The 17,798-nt window shown below is 74.5% G+C and carries 17 protein-coding genes and 2 pseudogenes; 9 read left to right on the top strand and 10 right to left on the bottom strand.

Translation table 11 applies throughout. The features are described 5' to 3' along the window. Nucleotides 1-294: pseudogene (locus tag ABD879_RS27675) on the bottom strand (hypothetical protein); the annotation flags it as partial. Nucleotides 295-369: 75 nt separating this feature from the next. On the opposite strand from ABD879_RS27675, the gene ABD879_RS27670 reads away from it, so the two are divergent. Further along, complete coding sequence (locus ABD879_RS27670; RefSeq protein WP_345024584.1) at nt 370-1,143, top strand: TetR/AcrR family transcriptional regulator; 774 nt, start codon at nt 370-372, stop codon at nt 1,141-1,143. Between the two features lie 24 nt (nt 1,144-1,167). Here the strand turns inward: ABD879_RS27670 and hrpB are convergent, their stop codons facing one another. Next, nucleotides 1,168-3,708: an ATP-dependent helicase HrpB gene (gene hrpB / locus ABD879_RS27665; protein WP_345024583.1), complete on the bottom strand. Its 2,541-nt coding sequence runs from the start codon at nt 3,706-3,708 to the stop codon at nt 1,168-1,170. Nucleotides 3,709-4,022: 314 nt separating this feature from the next. On the opposite strand from hrpB, the gene ABD879_RS27660 reads away from it, so the two are divergent. Next, nucleotides 4,023-4,790 (top strand): nuclease-related domain-containing protein, encoded by a 768-nt coding sequence (locus ABD879_RS27660; RefSeq protein ID WP_345024582.1) that lies wholly within the window; start codon nt 4,023-4,025, stop codon nt 4,788-4,790. Between the two features lie 103 nt (nt 4,791-4,893). Here ABD879_RS27660 and ABD879_RS27655 read toward each other — a convergent pair whose 3' ends face one another. Both ABD879_RS27655 and ABD879_RS27650 read right to left on the bottom strand, forming a co-directional pair. Beyond that, on the bottom strand, nt 4,894-5,334 hold the full coding sequence (locus ABD879_RS27655; protein ID WP_345024581.1) for a hypothetical protein: 441 nt from the start codon (nt 5,332-5,334) through the stop codon (nt 4,894-4,896). Then, nucleotides 5,327-5,692, bottom strand: a complete 366-nt coding sequence (locus tag ABD879_RS27650) for a hypothetical protein (protein ID WP_345024580.1) — start codon at nt 5,690-5,692, stop codon at nt 5,327-5,329. The genes ABD879_RS27655 and ABD879_RS27650 overlap by 8 nt, the downstream gene beginning before the upstream one ends. A 57-nt stretch (nt 5,693-5,749) precedes the next feature. On the opposite strand from ABD879_RS27650, the gene ABD879_RS27645 reads away from it, so the two are divergent. The 4 genes from ABD879_RS27645 to ABD879_RS27630 all read left to right on the top strand — a co-directional run bounded on the left by ABD879_RS27645 (nt 5,750) and on the right by ABD879_RS27630 (nt 10,012). Then, nucleotides 5,750-6,478 carry a histidine phosphatase family protein gene (locus ABD879_RS27645; protein ID WP_345024579.1) on the top strand — a complete coding sequence of 243 codons (729 nt, stop codon included), beginning with the start codon at nt 5,750-5,752 and terminating at the stop codon, nt 6,476-6,478. 369 nt (nt 6,479-6,847) lie between these two features. Further along, nucleotides 6,848-7,525, top strand: coding sequence for an SDR family oxidoreductase (locus tag ABD879_RS27640; protein WP_345024578.1), 678 nt, complete (start codon nt 6,848-6,850; stop codon nt 7,523-7,525). Further along, nucleotides 7,506-8,567: a threonine aldolase family protein gene (locus ABD879_RS27635; protein ID WP_345024577.1), complete on the top strand. Its 1,062-nt coding sequence runs from the start codon at nt 7,506-7,508 to the stop codon at nt 8,565-8,567. Before ABD879_RS27640 ends, ABD879_RS27635 begins: the two co-directional genes overlap by 20 nt. Before the next feature lie 563 nt (nt 8,568-9,130). Next, complete coding sequence (locus tag ABD879_RS27630) at nt 9,131-10,012, top strand: oxygenase MpaB family protein (protein WP_345024575.1); 882 nt, start codon at nt 9,131-9,133, stop codon at nt 10,010-10,012. A 733-nt stretch (nt 10,013-10,745) separates the two neighbouring features. Here the strand turns inward: ABD879_RS27630 and ABD879_RS27625 are convergent. Both ABD879_RS27625 and ABD879_RS27620 read right to left on the bottom strand, forming a co-directional pair. Next, entirely contained in the window at nt 10,746-11,654 is a 909-nt protein-coding gene (locus ABD879_RS27625; RefSeq protein ID WP_345024574.1) for a DUF1444 domain-containing protein, read from the bottom strand. Between the two features lie 426 nt (nt 11,655-12,080). Then, on the bottom strand, nt 12,081-13,001 hold the full coding sequence (locus tag ABD879_RS27620; protein WP_345024573.1) for a hypothetical protein: 921 nt from the start codon (nt 12,999-13,001) through the stop codon (nt 12,081-12,083). Between the two features lie 215 nt (nt 13,002-13,216). Here ABD879_RS27620 and ABD879_RS27615 point away from each other — a divergent pair, with 215 nt between their 5' ends. Further along, the gene (locus ABD879_RS27615; protein ID WP_345024572.1) at nt 13,217-13,729 is read left to right on the top strand and encodes a gamma carbonic anhydrase family protein; all 513 of its coding nucleotides are present in this window, start codon (nt 13,217-13,219) and stop codon (nt 13,727-13,729) included. 352 nt (nt 13,730-14,081) lie between these two features. Here the strand turns inward: ABD879_RS27615 and ABD879_RS27610 are convergent, their stop codons facing one another. After that, entirely contained in the window at nt 14,082-14,831 is a 750-nt protein-coding gene (locus tag ABD879_RS27610; protein WP_345024571.1) for an alpha/beta hydrolase, read from the bottom strand. 350 nt (nt 14,832-15,181) lie between these two features. Further along, the gene (locus ABD879_RS27605) at nt 15,182-15,529 is read right to left on the bottom strand and encodes a winged helix-turn-helix transcriptional regulator (RefSeq protein WP_345024570.1); all 348 of its coding nucleotides are present in this window, start codon (nt 15,527-15,529) and stop codon (nt 15,182-15,184) included. A gap of 11 nt (nt 15,530-15,540) precedes the next feature. Between ABD879_RS27605 and ABD879_RS27600 the strand changes: the two genes are divergently transcribed. Continuing rightward, nucleotides 15,541-15,942 (top strand): imine reductase family protein, encoded by a 402-nt coding sequence (locus ABD879_RS27600; RefSeq protein WP_345024569.1) that lies wholly within the window; start codon nt 15,541-15,543, stop codon nt 15,940-15,942. A 51-nt stretch (nt 15,943-15,993) separates the two neighbouring features. Here ABD879_RS27600 and ABD879_RS27595 read toward each other — a convergent pair whose 3' ends face one another. Beyond that, entirely contained in the window at nt 15,994-16,602 is a 609-nt protein-coding gene (locus tag ABD879_RS27595; RefSeq protein WP_345024568.1) for a TetR family transcriptional regulator, read from the bottom strand. A 145-nt stretch (nt 16,603-16,747) separates the two neighbouring features. On the opposite strand from ABD879_RS27595, the gene ABD879_RS27590 reads away from it, so the two are divergent. Beyond that, the gene (locus ABD879_RS27590; protein ID WP_345024567.1) at nt 16,748-17,383 is read left to right on the top strand and encodes an HAD-IA family hydrolase; all 636 of its coding nucleotides are present in this window, start codon (nt 16,748-16,750) and stop codon (nt 17,381-17,383) included. 61 nt (nt 17,384-17,444) lie between these two features. Here the strand turns inward: ABD879_RS27590 and ABD879_RS27585 are convergent. Continuing rightward, nucleotides 17,445-17,798: pseudogene (locus tag ABD879_RS27585) on the bottom strand (hypothetical protein); the annotation flags it as partial.

The following is a 17,798-nucleotide window of genomic DNA, read 5'->3' as shown; positions in this document are numbered from 1 at the left end:
CTCGGCCGGTCCGATCGCGGCGAGCGCGCGCAGGAACAGGTGCGCGGCGGGCGTCCCGGCGGCCCCCAGCACGGTGATCAGGTCGGCGCGGGCGGCGCGGCGGGCGGCGGCGTTCGGGGCCGCCGCCTCCAGCGTGCCGAGCTGCGCGGACGTCCACACCTCGGCCCGCAGCGCGTCGGGCAGCCCGGGCAGCTCGCCGGCCGCCCGCGCGTACGCCTCGTACACCTCGCGCAGGGCGGGCAGCATGAGCCGGGGGCGGCCGCCGGGCGGGGCGTCCGGTCGAGTGGCGCTCATCGCTCCAGGGTAGGCGCCCCGGCGGGCGGCCGGTCCGCGGCGCCGCGGGCGCCGGTGTTTTGCGAGGATGGGCGGGTGACCACCGAGTACAGCGGAACCGGAGACCCCCGGCGCAGTCTGGAACTGCTGTGGGGCGGGCAGGAGCGGCGGCCCCGGCGCGGCCCGCGCCCCCGCCTGACCGTGGAGCGGATCGTCACCGCCGCGGTCGGGATCGCCGACGCCGAGGGCCTGGAGGCGCTGTCCATGCGGCGCATCGCCGAGGAGCTCGGCGTGTCCACGATGTCGATCTACACCTATGTGCCGGGCAAGGCCGAGCTGATCGACGCCATGCTGGACCGCGTCTGCGGCGAGCCCGCCCCGTCCGACGGGGTGCCCGGCGGCTGGCGGGCCCGGCTGGAGCACCTGGCGCGCGAGCACTGGGCGCTGTACCACCGCCATCCCTGGATGCTGCAGGTGTCCACCGGGCGTCCGCCGCTCGGCCCGAACCTGCTGGACAAGTACGAGTCGGAGCTGCGCGCCGTGGCCGGCCTCGGCCTGACCGACGTGGAGATGGACTCGGTGATCGCCCTGGTGACCGGGTTCGCCCAGAGCGCGGCGCGCACGTCGGTCGAGCGGGCGCAGGCCGAGCGGCGCACCGGCATGTCCGACGGCGAGTGGTGGGAGGCGACCGCGCCCGTCCTGGGCAAGTACGTCGACGCCGGCCGCTACCCGCTCGGCAGCCGGATCGGCTCGGCCGCGGCCCGGGAGTACGGCGGCGCCGTCGGCCCCGAGCACGCCTTCGAGTTCGGCCTGGCCCGGGTGCTGGACGGCATCGAGGTGCTGGTCCGCTCCCGCGCCGGCGACGCCTGACCCCGCCGGGCGGCGGGCGCCGGGTCAGCGGGCCCGGCGGGCCTTGGCGTGCCGGGTCGGCTCGGCCGCCGCGGGGTCCTCCGGCCACGGGTGGCGCGGGTAGCGGCCGCGCAGCTCCGCCCGCACGGCCCGGTAGCCGTCCCGCCAGAACGAGGCCAGGTCGGCGGTGACGGCGGCGGGCCGCCCGGCCGGCGACAGCAGGTGGACCACCAGCGGGACGCGCCCGCCGGCCAGCCGCGGCGCGGCGTCCCAGCCGAACAGCTCCTGCAGTTTGACCGCCAGCACGGGGTGCTCCCCGGAGTAGTCGACGCGGATCCGGGACCCGGACGGCACCTCGATCCGCTCGGGCGCCAGCTCGTCCAGCCGCGCCGCGCACTCCCAGGGCGGCAGGGCGCGCAGCGCGGCGGCCACGTCGATGCGGGCCAGGTCGGCGCGGCGGCGGGCCCCGGCCGCGGTGATCCAGTCGGCGGCGTGCTCGACCAGGGCCGCGTCGTCCACCCGCGGCCACGGGTCGCCGAGCGCGCGGCGGCAGAACGCCAGCCGCTCGTGCAGCGCGGCGGCGACGGGCCGGCAGGTGAGCAGGCCCGGCCCCTCGGCGCGCAGGCCGTCCAGCAGCGCCGCCCGCACCCGCTCCGGGTCGGGCTCGGGCAGCGGACGCACCGTCAGCCCGATCGCGCCGAGCCGTTCGACGCGCCGGGCGGCCACGTCGCCGTCCCGCCAGGCGACCTCCTCGTCCCGCGCCAGCAGCGGCGCGGCGGCCGACCGGGCGATGTCCTCGTCGATGACGACGGCCTGCCGGATGGCGGCGGAGGCGGCCCCGGCGGGACGGTCGGCCACCGCGACGGCCAGCCATTCGGCGCGGGCCGCCGCCAGCGCCGACCCGTCGGCCAGGGCGGCGCCGGTGCCCGAGGCCATCCGGTAGCCGCCGTCGGGCCGCCTGCGCGCCACGCGCTCGGGGAACGCCAGGGCGACCACGGTGCCCGCGACCGCGTCGTCGTGCCCCTCCGCCGGCGGCGGGTCGGGCGGCAGGACGTACGGCAGGGCGCTGCGCAGGCGCGCGGCCTCGTCGCGCCAGCGGGCGGCGTAGGCGTCGGCGGGCGGGCCGGGGCGGCGCAGCGTGCGCCACAGCGCGGTGAGGTCGTCGCCCGCGCCGCGCGGGGGCGGCTCCGACAGCATCGCCACCACCTGCGCGGCGGCGCGCGCCCCGACCCGTTCGGCGCCGTCCACCAGGGCCCGCGCCAGGCGCGGGTGGACGCCGACGCGGGCGAGCACGCGTCCGCGTTCTGTGGCCCGGCCGTCGCCGTCCACCGCGCCGATGGCGCGCAGCGTGCGGTGCGCGGCGCGCATCGCCGCCTGCGGCGGGGCGTCCAGCAGGGCGAGCCCGGCCGCGTCCGGGTCGCCCCAGCAGGCGGCGTGCAGCGCGAACGCGGTCAGGTCGGCCAGTTCGATCTCGGGGCGGGGGCGGGCGGGCAGCCGTTCGTGCTCGGCCCGGCTCCAGCAGCGGTAGACCGTGCCGGGAGCCTCCCGCCCGGCGCGTCCGGCGCGCTGCTCGGCGGCGGCGCGCGAGACCCGCACGGTGGTCAGGGCGCCGAGGCCGCGGGCGTGGTCGGTGCGGGGTTCGCGCGCCAGCCCGCAGTCGACGACGACGCGCACGCCGGGCACGGTGAGGCTGGACTCGGCCACCGAGGTCGCCAGCACCACCCGCCGCCGCTCCCCCGGCGCGAGCACGGCGTCCTGCACGGCCGCGGGCGCCTGGCCGTGCACCTGCAGCACGTCCGCGCCCGCGCCGGACAGCAGCCCGGCCACCCGGGCGATCTCGCCGACGCCGGGCAGGAAGCACAGCACGTCGCCGTCGCGTCCGGCGAGGGCCCGGCGCACGGTCGCGGCGACGTGGTCCAGCAGCGCCGGATCGACGCGCATGCCGTGCGGCGGCGCGGGCGGCCGCTCCGGCGCCGCCCAGATCACCTCCACCGGGTGCAGCGCCGCCTCGGTCTCCACGACGGGCGCGGGCGCGCCGTCGCCGCCGAGCAGGCGCGCCCACGGCTCGGTGTCGGCGGTGGCGGACGCGGCGACCAGGCGCAGTTCGGGACGCAGCGCGGCGCGTACGTCGAGGAGGAAGGCCAGCGCGGTGTCGGCGTCCAGATGCCGCTCGTGGCACTCGTCGAGGACGACCGCGGCGACGTCGGCCAGTTCCGGCTCGTCCTGCAGCCGCCGCAGCAGCACGCCCGTGGTCACCGCCTCGACCCGCGTGCCGGGGCGGTGCTCGCCGCGCACGCCGACGCCCACCCGGCCGCCGACCCGTTCGCCCAGCAGCCAGGCCATGCGGCGCGCGGCGGCGCGGGCGGCCAGGCGCCGCGGCTCCACCACGATCACCTTGCCGTCCGGGGCGGGCCCGTCCGGCTCGAGCAGCCCCGCCAGCGCGAGCGGGACCAGCGTCGTCTTGCCCGTGCCGGGAGGCGCCGCCAGCACGGCGACGCCGCGTTCGTCCAGCGCCGCGCGCAGCCCGGGCAGGGCTCGGCGCACGGGCAGCTCGGTCAGGGCCGCTCGGAGACGTTCGTCAGGCACCGCACCAGTGTGCCGGGAGTCCGGTGGCGCGTACGCCGCCGCGTCGTACATCATGTGAGAAACACCACGCGGAAAATGGGCGTCCGACTCTTGCGGTGATAGTTGCACTGCGCATTTCATCCGGCTGTCTAGAACGTTCTAACGCAAACGCCGAGAACACGCGGCAGATGCTTCACCGCATCCCGGTGACCAGCCATATCTCTTTCGCCGCGGTCGCTTTCCGGACGCAAGCCCCTCACCGGGGGACGACAGCGGCCCGGAGCTCAGGTATCCCGATAATCGAGTCGTCGTCGCAGGCGCAGGAAGGACTCGGGATGTTCGGCAGCTCCATCTACTTCCGCGACCGGGAGGCCTTCACCGGCGGATCCCCGCAGGCGGTGTACGCGGAACTGTGGCAGCGCGACCGAAAGACCAGGTTGCGGATCCGCGCTTTTCTCGCCGGTGTGGCGCTTGTGCTGGGTGCGCTCCTGGTGAACGGTGTTTTCGCGGTCGTCCTGGCGTTGCTGGTGGCGGCGGCCGACGCGGCGGTGCACTGGTGGCTGTACCACCGCTCCCACGTGTGGCGGCGCGGGCTGCGCGGCGACCAGCAGATGGCCCGGCTGCTGCGGTTCACGCTGGAGCGGCGCGGACACCGCGTCCTGCACGCCCGCGTCATTCCCGGCCACGGCGAGGCCGACCAGATACTCGTCGGCCCCGGCGGGGTGTGGCTGATCCGCAACGACGCCTGGCACCCCGACACCGAGATCAGCAAGCACGGCGGGCGGCTGTTCATCGACGGGCGCACCCGCACCGCCATGACGCGCGGACTGAAGGAGGCCGCCGCCACCGCCGGACGGCTCATCTCCGAGCGCGCCGACATGGAGCTGAAGGTGGTGCCCGTGCACGCGGTGCACGGCGGCAAGCTGCGCAAGAGCCCGTTCGTCGCCGACGGCATCCTGTTCGCCCGGCCGCTGCGGCTGCTGTGGTGGATCCGCCGTCACCCGCACGCCGTCCTGTCCCCCGAGGACGTCGACACGGTCGCCCGCGCGACCGTGCACGCGCTCCCCATCGGGGGCCGCACCATGACGTCCGAGGCCGCCTGAACGGCCGCACGCCCTTGGGAAGCGGCGCCACGCGGGGCGACGACCTCGGCTCCTCCGGGCACGGCCGCCGGTCACGGGCAGCGGATCCGGCGCCGGGATCCGGTCAGCCCGTACGGCGGCCGCTGCGCCACAGCCAGTACAGGCCGACGGCGGGCAGCACCAGGGGGACGAACCCGTACCCCTGGCCGTACACCGACCACACCGTCTCGTCGGGGAACGCCGCCTCGTCGGCGAGGCTCAGCGTCCCGACGGCGAGCACGCCGACCAGCTCGATCGAGCAGGACACCAGCGCCACGCGCCGCGACGTGCGTCCGCCCAAGGCGAGCGCGACGGTGGCCAGCACGTACACCACCGCGGCGAACGCCGACAGCGAATAGGCGACGGGCGCGTCGGAGAAGCGGGTCGCCATCTGCACCGCGGCACGCGCCCCGGCCGCCAGCGCGAAGATCCCGTACACGGCGACCAGGATCCGCCCGGGGCCGCTGCCCGTCCCGGCCGCCTCCCCGGCCGCCGCGGCGGTCTCCTCGCGCACGTCCTCAGCCAACGGTGCCCTCCCACAGCTGCCCGAGACGCACCACCATCACCGACACGGCCAGGCACGCCACCACGATGACGCCCGGCCCCCAGCGGGTCCGTTCGAGCAGGCCCCAGCCCGCGCTGACGACGGGGATGAGCAGGGCGCCGATGAGGTAGCCGACGAAGGTGGCGGTGTCGTCGGGCCCCTCGTCGCCGGACAGCTTGACGAAGCCCACCGCCGTCTGGGCGATCAGCAGCACCTCCAGGAGGCCCAGCGCGGCCAGGTGGTCCCAGCCCATCGCCCGGTCGCGCAGGGCCGTCACCAGGCTGTAGGCGGCCGCCAGCAGCGACACGACGATGATCGCGGTGGAGAGGGCGCTCGACATAGCGGTCCCGAGACTACTACCGCCTGTAGAGCACCGGCCGTCCGGTCCCGTGGAATCATGAACGGCGTGAACGCGCTCGACGGCCTCATCCTGACCCGGCACGGGGAGAGCACCGCCAACGTCGCCTACCGCTCGGTGCAGGGCACCGACGTCGAGGAGGTCGGTCTCCCCGAACGCGACGCCGACATCCCCCTCACCGACACCGGACGGCGCCAGGCCGCCGCGCTCGGCCGCTGGCTGGCCGACCTGCCCGACGACGAGCGTCCCACCAAGGTCGTCACGTCCCCCTACCTGCGCGCCCGGGACACCGCCCGCATCGCCCTCGCACAGACCCCGTTCGGCCCGGACGAGCCGGGCGGGCTGCGCATCGAGATGGACGAGCGGCTGCGCGACCGCGAGCAGGGCATCCTGGAGGGCCTCACCCCCGTCGGCGTGCGCCGCCGCCATCCGCAGGAGGCCGCGCGCATGCAGCGCCTGGGCAAGTTCTACTACCGGCCCCCGGGCGGCGAGTCCTGGACCGACCTGGCCCTGCGGCTGCGCAGCTTCTACCGCGACCTGGGCCTGTCGTCGCCGGGCGCCCGCGTCCTGGTGGTCGCGCACGACGCGATCGTGGTGATGACCCGGTACATCGTCGAGGACCTGTCCGAGCAGGAGATCATGGAGATCGAGAAGGATCCCATCGGCAACTGCTCGGTGACCCGCTGGCGGCGCCACGGAGGCACGCTGCGCCCCACGGCCTTCAACGACTGCACCCACCTTCTCGACGCCGATCCCGCCGCCCGCTGACCTCCAGGCGGCTCCGTAAGGTGGCGCCCCCGGCTTCCCGGGGGCCGAACCGTCTGCCCCCACGGATCACGTCCAAGAACGAACCGAAGCGCCGAGCACACCTGCACACGTCCAACGCCGACCGGCCCCCGCGCTATCCGAACACAGCCGCAGCACACCGCAAGCCGAAGCGACCGGCCCTCTGTGCGCAAGCCCCGTCGCCGCGGAGCATGCATGCACGCCGCGAGGGGCGGCCTCTCGACGGCCGCCACACCCCGCCGCGCTCGCCGCGACCGGAGCCGTGCCCGGGGGAAGCGAATGATCGTGATCCCGGTGGCCGTCGCGCTCCCGCCGACGCGGCAGAATATGCGCATGCTCCAGTCTTCGGCCGTGAGCGGTCGCGTGATCGTGGTGACGGGCGCGGGCGGTCCCGCGGGCCGGGCCGTGGTGCGCCGACTGGCGGCCGACGGCGCGCGGGTCGTGGCGGCGGACGTCCGCCCGCAGCACTGGGACGGACCGAACGTGTTCCCCGCGGTCATCGACCTGCTCGACGCCGACGGCACCCGCGCCTGGGCGGACGGGGTCGCCGCCGAGCACGGCGCCGTGGACGGGCTGATCCACCTGGTGGGCGGCTGGCGCGGCGCCGAATCGTTCGCCGACACCGACCTGGCCGACTGGGCGCTGCTGCACGACCTGCTGATCCGCACCCTGCAGCACGCCACGCTGGCGTTCCACCAGCGGCTGCGCCGCTCCCCCGCGGGGCGGTTCGCGATCGTGTCGCAGCCCGCCGCGCGGCGTCCCACCCAGGGCGACGCCGTGTACGCCACCGCCAAGGCGGCGGCCGAGACGTGGACGCTGGCGCTGGCCGACGCGCTGTCCGGCACCTCCGCGGCCGCGACGATCCTCGTCGTCGAGGCCCTGCTGACCGACGCCATGAGGCGGGAGGCCCCGGACGCCGACTACTCCCGGCACACCCACGTCGACGACCTCGCCGACGCCGTGGCCGCGCTGTGGAACCGCCCCGCCGACGAACTGAACGGACGACGTCTTGACCTCACCGGTTCCTGACGGCCCCCGCACCCCGGACGCCGGCTTCGCCAGCGACAACTGCGCGGGGGCGCACCCGGAGATCCTCGCCGCCCTGACCGCGGCCAACGAGGGCTACCAGGGCGCCTACGGCGACGACGCCTACACCGCACGGCTGCGCGACGTCGTGCGGCGGCACTTCGGCGACCGGGCCGAGGCGTTCCCCGTCTTCAACGGCACCGGCGCCAACGTCGTCGCCCTCCAGGCGATGTCGGAACGGTGGAGCTCGGTGATCTGCGCCGAGGGGTCCCACATCAACGTGGACGAGTGCGGCGCCGCCGAGAAGGTCGCCGGGCTCAAGCTGGTCCCGGTGCCCGCGCCGGACGGCAGGCTGACCCCCGAACTGGTCGACCGGTACGCCTGGGGCTGGGGCGACGTGCACCACGCGCAGCCCGCGGTCGTGTCCCTGACGCAGAGCACGGAGCTGGGGACCGTCTACACCCCCGAGCAGATCGCGGCGCTCACCGCGCACGCCCACGAGCGCGGCATGCGCGTGCACATGGACGGCGCCCGTATCGCCAACGCCGCGGCCTCACTCGGCGTCCCCCTCCGCGCCCTCACCACCGACGTGGGAGTGGACGTGCTGTCGTTCGGCGGCACCAAGAACGGCCTGCTGATGGGCGAGGCCGTCGTGGTGCTCGACCCCGCGGCGGTGCGCGGCCTGGACTTCCTGCGCAAGGCGGGCATGCAGCTGGCGTCCAAGATGCGCTTCATCTCCGCCCAGCTCGTCGCGCTCCTCGACGGGGACCTGTGGCTGCGCAACGCCCGCCATGCGAACGCGATGGCCCAGCGCCTGGCCGAGGCCGTCCGCCCCCTCCCCGGAGTGCGCATCACCCGCCCCGTCGAGGCGAACGCGGTCTTCGCCGTCCTCTCCAGCGAGGCCGCCGCCCGCCTGCGCGAGCACTACTCCTTCGCCACCTGGGACGAGCAGACCGGCGAGGTCCGCTGGATGTGCTCCTTCGCCACCACAGAGCAGGAGATCGAAGCCTTCGCCTCCGCCCTGGCCAAAGCCCTCGCCCACTGACCCCTGCACCGGTGCCAACGCCCACACAAGCCCGCGGCTGCCGGGGCCGGTGCGGTGGCGGCATTGCCACGTCGACGCCCACCTCATTTCGCAACACGCCCTGGCACACGCCCCAAAGGCCGAGGTCGGGAGGCTGCGCGACCGCGCTCGGGGCAGGCAGGGGCACCGCCCAGGGGCGTGCCGCCAGCGGCGAGGGCGAACAGCACGGCGATACGCGTGAAGAGGGCCGAGACCTCACAAGGCAGCCCAACGCCACAACACCACCACGCGCAGGCGGCAGGCAAAGCACTCCCCGTCAACCAAGCGCACCATCACCGCAGCAACGCGGCGGACACGCCATCTCATCGCCGCACGACAGCACCCGCAACCGCCACACGCCCCCGACAAACAAGGCGGCCCCACCGGCCAGGCGCGTTCATCACCACAGAGTGCGGCCTGGTGGGCGGGGCAGTCGCGGTGTCGCTCTCGGCGCCGGGTCTTCGGAGACGGACCCGCAACTGTGAGACAAATCTTGACTTCCGTCTCACGGTCTCTACTCTGGGGGCAACCGTCAGGGAGGTGCGATGGCCGCCTCGTCCACCCGACCGGCGGCGGGGGCGCCGCTTGGGCCGGGGTCGCTGCTCTACAAATACGCTTCCGACCTGCGCTCTCTGCTGCCCGGCGCCGCTGCGGGGCTGATGCAGCTGATGCATCCGGGCATCGGCGCGGGGGTGGCCGAGCACTCGGCGTTCTTCGACGCGCCGTTCGACCGGATCTACCGGTCCGTTCCGCAGATCTGGGCGACGATCCTGGCCGCGGACGGCGAGCGGCGCGGCCATGCGATCCGCGACCTGCACCGCGGCATCGGCGGAGTCGACGAGCACGATCGCCGCTACCACGCGCTGGAGCCGGAGACGTTCTGGTGGGCGCACGCCACGTTCACTTGGGAGATCTTCAAGGCCGCCGAGTTGTTCCGTCCGGAGACGCTCACGGCCGAGGACCGCCGGCGTCTGTACGACGAGACCGTCACCTGGTACTCGCGTTACGGGGTGAGCATGCGCCCGGTGCCGGTCGACTACGCGGCCTTCCAGTCGAAGTTCTGGCACATCTGCACCAAGGATCTGGAGCTCACCCCGGCGGCGGCGCGCGCCCTGGACATCGCCCGCTACGGATCTGACACCGTCTCGCTCATGCCGGTGGGCGGGCCGCGGCTGGAGCGGGCCGGACGGCTGTTCACCGAACGGCCGCTGCGCCTGGTGACGTTCGGCTGCCTGCCGCCGATCGTCCGGGAGCGTTTCGACATCCCCTGGAGCCCCACCGACCGGCTTCGGTTCGCGGCCCTCGCCGCGGCCGCCCGTCAGGGCTACCGCATCATTCCGACGCGTGTCAATCACTGGACGATGCGCAACACGCTGCGCTTCATCGGCTCCCATACTCGCGATCAGCGCTACCAGCCCGCCGCCTAGGGCATGTCGTCAAAGTGTCATGGTCACATCGGCAGGGCGGTCGACGTGACGGCGCCTTGGAAGGACTCGGCGGTCCTGCAGTGGCACGGATGGCGGCCCCGTGTCACCGCCCGATGTGGTCGAAGCAGCGCTCGGCGACGCCGCGCCGCCGATGGATGCGCCTGTCGAAGAGCGGCCACATGGTCCGCATCGACCGACCAGCCCGCAGCCACTTCGACGACACTGCCTCGGACGTATCCGGTGGTCATGGTGGGTCGGCAGCACTGCGGTGATCCCAACCCGGTAGTGCGCGCTCGGTACGGCCGGTGGCGCTGCCGCATCGGCGCTGGAACCGATTGACGACGCCGCGGTTTCGCGGTTTCGGCGGGGTGGTCGTATCGGAGACGGCGGCCACCGCCCCGGCCGCTCGCACATGGCGGTGGCTGTGCCGCTTCGCCGCACAGGCGGTGGGCGACCCGGCTGCCGAGATCCGCCGGACAGGGCCTGGGGCGTGTTTCGACGTGAGGTGGGCGCCGTCGTGGCGTCGCCGCCATGATCCCGGTTCCGGGCGGCCAGACCCGGGACCGGCAGCGGCGGGGCAGCCGCGGCGGCGGTGTCCATAGCCGGGGGCGACTGGGACTGGCGGTCCGCTGGGCGCGGCGGTCCGGGCTGAGGGCGGCGCCGCCGCGGCCGCGTCGCCGTGTTGCTGCGGCTGGTCGTAGCCTGGGGCAGCCGGTCTCCCGCGGCAGGCGGATCAGTCGCGGATCAGTTCTTCCAGGCAGTCCTGGAACTCCGGCGTGATGTGGACGGCCAGCGAGCCGTCCGCCGACTGTTCCACCGTCCCCGCCAGCGACAGCACGCCCTCGTGCCACCGGTAGATGTGCGGCTGCACCGAACGCGGGCCCTGCTGGTACTCCGCCCAGGCGAGCTCGATGAGCCTGTTGACGGCGCCGGGCACGGCCGCCTGCTCCAGCGGTGCCGCGTGCACCACGCTCTGTGTGGGGATGGCGAGCAGTGCGCCGTACGGGCCGGTCACCGGGTAGTCCCCCACCCACAGGGCGTGCCCGGTGACGTAGGCGGTGTCGCCGTACAGGGACGCGATCCGGGTGCCGCCGACGGGCTGGACGTGGGCGTCCAGCGGCCCGTCCGACCGGACGTTCTCCCGTGCCACGCGGAACAGCTCGTCCCGGTCGACCGGCCACTCCTTCACCACCTCGGCGGTCAGCACCATCAGCGTCGTGGGCTTGTCGATCACCACGACCTCGCTGAGCCCGGGCGCCGCGGGGCGGCGCACGACGTCCAGGTCGTCGCCGATGTCCTCGGCGTAGAGGCGCATCCGCAGCAGCGACCGCACCGACGCGTAGTCGTCGAGGTCCAGGCCGCCCTCGTGCAGGTCGGCCTCGGTGGCGGCGATGAGGCTGCCGAGGAAGTCGGAGACCAGCGCGGGCCACTGGTCGCGCGGCTCGCGCGCGGTCCACTGCCGCAGGTTGGTGAGCCGGATGCGGTAGGGGGTGTCGTCGGCGCGGTCCGGCCGGGACACCTCGACCTCGTCCGTGCTGATCAGCGTGCAGGCATAGCCGTAGTGCTCCAGCACCGTCAGCACCAAGGGGAGAAGCGGGTCGTCCCCGACGACGGACCCGGCGCCCCCGTCGTGGGACTCCATGCGCCCCTCCGGCAGTACGGACCATCCGATGTCGGGGACAGCCTACGTGATCTAGACGTCGGCCATGGCGTCGCTGTGCGTGCCGGTCGGTTCGCCGCACGTCGGCGGTGCTGCGGGCGCCGTGCGGGTCCGTCCGGTGCGGCGGCGCACCGTGGCATCGAGGCGACGGGCCGGCGCTGCGGCGGCCCTCTGCCGCGCCCGCGCCGTAGTCGGCATCGCCCTCGCCGCTGCGGCACCGTTCCGGTTGCTGATGCCGTGGTCGCCGATTGCTGCAGCTGCCGCGGCGTCCGTTGGGGGCGGTGGACGGCGTCTGACGGCGCCAGGCCGTCATCGGGCGGGGCGCCGGCCCGGCGAGCAGTGTTCCCAGCGCCAGGGTCAGGCGCCGAAGAAGTCGGGCGGCCAGGTGCATCCACGGGCGGTGACGTGTCACGGCGTGCGGCGGGTTCTGACGCGGCTGTTCAGGCTGTTCAGGCGGGTGGCGATGCGGTTCAGTGCGGCGTCGTCGGGCGTCCAGCCACGGTGCAGGAGGGCGGTGAGCAAGGCCCCCAGGTAGGGAGCGGGCCGGGCGAACATGTCCTTGGTGACGGGGATGACTTCCCATCCCTGCTCCTTTCGCAGCCATCGGCGGCGGCGTTCGTCGTGCGCCCGGGCCCGGGCGCCGCTGTGGTGGCGTTCGCCGTCGTACTCCAGACCGACGCGTAACTGCTCGTAACCGAGGTCGATGAACAGCGGCTCCCCGTACGGGCCGGGGACGGGGATCTGCGTACGGGGCCGGGGGAAGCCCGTGTCGACGACCATCACCCGCGTCCAGCTCTCTCCGGGAGAGGCGGCGCCGCCGTCGCCGAGGCGCAGTACGTCGCGCAGCCGCCGGGCGTTGGGGCGTCCGGCGAGGTCGCGGGCCATGGCCGCCAGGGACGCCGGGTCGGCGCCGCGCCGCAGGAACTGGTCGAGCGCCGCCACCGCCTCGAGGCGCGGCAGCCAGCGGGCGCAGTCGAGCGCCGTGCGCGCCAGGGAGGTCACCCTGACGCCGGCCTCCTCCACGATGTGCTCGGCCGGCAGTTCGTCCGGCGGCAGATCGCGGCCGGGCAGCACCAGCTCGACGTCCCACCGCCATTGCCGCACTCCGGGAGGCAGCACGTCCAGGCCCCAGAGCCAGGCGGCGGTCCTGCGGGCGACGATCGCGTGCGGTGCCGGCAGACGGCTGATCATCGACGCGCGGGCGGCCAGTGAGTCCGCCCGGCAGGATGCGAGGTCGGTGTCAACGGCGACCGGGACGGCGAGCCCGTCCGGGACGCGCTTCCAGGTGAGGTGGCCGGCGTGTCCGCCGGTGGGTGCGAACGTTTCCATGGCCATGAGGATGCGCCTTGACGATACGGCGGCGGAAGGCATCGCTGAAACTGTGGATAACTTCGCGACGCACGCCAGAATGCCCGACTTGGCTAGTTATAGTTGATCTTTAACGGAAATTAAGGAGCTTAAATATGCTTTTGGAGCATCGGGGGCGGCGGCCCTCCGTCCACGAGTCCGCCTACATCGCGCCTACGGCGGTGTTGTGCGGCGCGGTGGTGGTGGGCGAAGGAGCACGAATCCTGCATGGCGCGGTGCTGACCGCCGAGGACGGCGAGGTGCGCGTAGGCGAGAACGTGGTCGTGATGGAGAACGCTCTGGTGCGGGGGCGCGGGGAGCATCCCGCCGTGGTGGGCGACTCGGTGCTGATAGGACCGCATGCGCACGTCAACGGCGCGACGATCGAGGACGAGGTGTTCGTGGCGACGGGCGCATCGGTCTTCCCCGGCGCAGTGGCCGGAACCCGGTCGGAGTTGCGCATCAACAGCGTTCTGCACGTCAACTCAAGGCTCGCCCCGGACACGGTCGTGCCGATCGGATGGATAGCCGCCGGAGACCCGGCGCAGTTGTTCTCCCCCGAACAGCACGACCGGCTGTGGGAGGTGCAGCGGGACCTGGATTTCCCGGGCACCGTGTACGGCGTCCCCCGGGGGACGCCGCTGCGGGAGATAATGGCCCGGCAGGTCGATTTCTACGGCGCGCACAAGGCGGATCGTCGCGTCGGGTAGCGCGCCCCGCCGAGCGCGCCGACACATCGCCGGAGCCGGGGAGCCTGGCGGGAACCCCGTCGCTGCGGCCGAGGAGAGCGCCTTCCAGCTGGACGTCCCGGCCGGCACGGCGGCCGAGCGAGTTCGCGTCGTCGCGGACCTTGCGGAGGACGTGCAGCCCCCGCTTCGTAGGCGTGGCGTTCGGCACGCAAGTGGTCTTCGCCTGCGGCGACGACGGCCAGGTCGTCGCGGATCGCTGCGGCCACGTCGGGGGCGGGCTCGGCCGCTGCGAAAGCACTTCGGACCCAGCGAACATCCGAGGCCCCCGTCTCGTCGTCGACGTGCTCCAGCTCCAGCTGCGTGCCCGCCCGGCTCAGGACGCGGCTGCGGCCCACTCCCCGATCTTTTTGATCAACGCAGGCGGCGCGGCGGCCTCCGCGTGGCCGAACGAGGGCTCGATCCAGAGTTCTCGCGGGTCGCGCGCCGCCTCGTACAGCTGGTGGGCGTGCTCGAGGGGGAAGAACGGGTCGGCGTCGCCGTGCACCACCAGCAGCGGTGTGGGGGCGATACGGCCTGCGACCTCGTAGGGCGCCTCGGGGACGGGATCCCACCCCTTGGCCGCGATCCGGGTGCGGCGCGCGAGCCTGACCGCCAGGCGCCCCGTGCGCCGTTCGATCGCCCAGTGGACGCGTCGCATCGGCGCCGTTCCCCGGTAGTACCAGCGGGCGGGCGCGCTGATGGACGCGACGCAGTCCACGCCCCCGTGCAACGCCGCGTGCCTTACGGCGACCGCTCCTCCCATGGAGAACCCGGCCACGGCGACACGCTCGTACCCCCGCCTGCGCGCCGCCGCGACGGCCGCCTCCACGTCCAGTGTTTCGCGGTCGCCGACCGTCGACAGGCCGCCGGAGCTGCCGTGGCCCCGGAAGTCGAGGCCGATGACCCCGCCGTAGCGGTTGAGCACGCCGGCGATGCGGCGCAACGCCGGCTGCCGCCAGGAGCAGGTGAACCCGTGCGCCAGCACGAAGCACAGGCCCCTCTCCCCGGGCAGGTGGGCGGCGTCGATGCGCACGGCGTCACTGGTGTAGAGCGTCATGGGTTCCAGCGATGGCACGCAGACCATGATCCGCCATCGTCTGCTCCCCCCGCACCGGGCCTGGGCCGCCCCGGCCGGGGCGCGCGCCGTCCGCCGTCTGCGCGGACGGGCCGGGGTCCGCACGCCGACCGCCCGCCTCCCCCGGCGTGATCATGGCAGCACCGGCGGCTCCACGGGCCCCGTTCCCGGCCGCCGTCGAGGCGGTCCGCCAGGTGTCGCCGGCGAAGCCGCCGACGGCATGGCCGGTATCGTCCCGGCGCGGACGCGTCGGCCGTCGGCGGCGAGAACGCGGTGGACGCCGAGGCGGAGGAGCCGCACGCCCCTTGGCCGATGAGAGGGCTCGCCACTCGCTAAGGCGTGCAGTTCGCGAGGGTGGGCTAGCCGGGCTGCACCGCGTGGGAGTGGGGCGAGCGTTCGGCGTGGAGGGGGTGGGGCGGACGCCCGGTCCTTTCGGCCAGCTCGGCAAGGTGGCGGGTCCCCCACTCGCCCAGTGCGTCCAGCGCCTCGTTCAGCGAGACGCCCAGCGGGGTCAGGGAATACTCCACGCGCGGCGGAATCTCGTGGAAGGACTCGCGGCGCACCACGCCATGGCACTGCAATTCCTTGAGCTGCTGGATCAGCATCTTCTCGCTGATACCCGGGATCTCCCGGCGGAGTGCACCGAAGCGCACCGGGCCGTCCTGCAGCGCCCAGAGGATCAGCGCCTTCCACTTCCCGCCCACCACGTGGCCGCAGCGTGTACCTCGGTGCCGACCCGGGCACCGCCCCGCTGCACGATCTGGCGCTGCTCAGCGGGATGTACGGGATGATCGGCGGGTTCCTGCACTCGGCCGCGCTGGTGCGTGCGTCCGGCGGTCGGGTCGCGGAGTTCGCGCGTGACGAGCTCCTTCCGTGGCTGCAGGCCATGCTGGGGGCGCTCCCCGCGTGGGCGGCGCAGGTCGACGCGCGCGACTACGCCGAGACCGGTTCCAACCTGGCCATGCAGGTGGCGCACGACGCCATCGGCGACCTCAGCCGGGCCCAGGGCGTCAGCACCGAGCTGTGGGACCCGTTCCTGCGGTTGATGAAGCGCCGTGTCGCCGACGGTCACGGCGCCGAGGGCCTGCCCGGGCTGGTCGAGCTCCTCGTCAAGGACTGACCCGGGAAGCACCGGCCCGTGCCCGGCGGCGGGACGGCGGGCCCTCGCGGCTCAGGCCGGGGCCGGTTCCGCGAGACGCGGGGACAGCGCGGCGAAGGCTTCGTCGATGAGGGCCGAGCGGTCGGCGTCGCCGTCGCAGCGGAGCCATTCGCGGGCGGCCGCGTCGAGGGCGGCCCCGGCGGCCGCGGTGAGCAGGTCGGCGGTGAAGGCGTCCAGGGTGGAGCCGGGGCGTTCCCGCAGGGCCGTCGCGATGCGGGAACGCATCGCGTCGCGTTTCTGGTGGAGGCGGGCGCGCAGCGCCGGGGTCGTCTCGATGAGGCGCAGGCCGGTCAGATCGTGCCGAGCGGCGTGGACGCGTCCGCCCCAGTCGCGCAGCACCATGTGCAGACACGTCCACGGGTCCTCGCCGGCGGGCCGTTCCCGGATGGCGTCGGCGATCCGGTCGGCGAGCTCCTCGACGTCGGCGAACAGCACGTCCTCCTTGGTCGGGAAGTAGCGGAAGAAGCTGCGCTTGGACAGGCCCGCGGCGGCGGCGATGTCCTCCACGGTGGTGCGTTCGTAGCCGCGCTCGACGAACAGCCCCAGCGCCAGCTCCGCAAGCCCGGCGCGCACCGCCCGCCGCGTCCGCTCCCGCGGCCCGGTCGTCTCCGCTCGTGTCATGCCCCTGAGGATAGGTTGCGGCACCGAACGCCCTGTATGTCACCGCGTTTCCGGTTTCGCTGGACGTCATCCGCCTGGGCGGCCCTTGCCGCAAGGCACCCTTCCGGCTTTATCCTCGGGTGGCGAGGAAATCGCGGGAGGGCCGATGCGAGAGCTGGCGGAGGTGGCGGCGGTCCTGTTCGACATGGACGGCACGCTGGTCGACTCCGACGCGGCGGTGGAGCGCGCGTGGCGCACGTGGGCCGCCGAGAACGGCGTGCCGGTCGCGGACGTGCTGGCGATCATGCACGGCAGTCCGGGCGAGCGCACCGTACGGCGGCTGCTGCCCCACCTGGACGACGACGCGGTCGCCGCGTCGGCGGCGCGGCAGCTCGCGCTGGAGTACGACGACCTGGACGACATCGCCCCCATCGCCGGCGCCGCCGACCTGCTGGCGCGGCTCGCCCGGTGGAACGTGCCCTGGGCGGTGGTGACCAGCGCCGACGTGCGGCTGGCCAAGGCGCGGCTGGGCGCGGCGGGCCTGCCCGAGCCGCCGCTGCTGATCACCATCGAGGACGTCCGGCGGGGCAAACCCGACCCGGAGGGGTACCTGCGGGCGGCCGAGCCGCTGGGCGTCGATCCGGCGCGCTGCCTGGTCGTCGAGGACAGCATGCCGGGCATCGAGGCGGGCCGGGCGGCGGGCGCCACCGTGGCGGCCCTGCGCGGCCTGCCCGGCGACCTGCGGGTCGGCGACCTCGGCGAGCTCGCCCGCCTGATGGCGCAGGCACGGCGGGAAGGCTGACGCCGTCCCGACCGCGGCTCGACGCGGCGGTCCCGGGCGTCGGCGCGGCGGGCCGGGCGGGTCAGCCCAGGGCGGCGAGCCACGACTCCAGGCCCTCCTCGGTGAGCAGGGCGTCGAAGGCGGCCTCGGCGGCGCCGGTGACCGGGCCGAGCGGGCCGAGCGTCGACGTCAGCAGCGGCGGCGGGGCGGCGCGGCGGAAGCGCATCAGGCCCGCGAGGTATCCGGCGTTCAGCTCGTCCGGTGCCGTCGCGGCCAGGTCGATGGCCAGCCCGGACAGGCTCACCAGGTCGGGGTCGAGGGCGTTGACCAGGCCGCCGACGCCGCGTCCCAGCGCGCGAGCGGCGGCGGCCACGGCGGTGCGGGCGGACGGGTCGCCCCCGGCGGCGGCCCGCAGTGCGCGTTCGGCGGCGGTGCG

Origin of the sequence: Actinomadura keratinilytica (genome assembly GCF_039539665.1) — a bacterium.
In the GTDB taxonomy this organism is placed as follows: domain Bacteria; phylum Actinomycetota; class Actinomycetes; order Streptosporangiales; family Streptosporangiaceae; genus Spirillospora; species Spirillospora keratinilytica.
The sequence above is the reverse complement of the archived record's forward strand: the minus strand, read 5'-3'. Positions and strand labels throughout refer to the sequence as shown.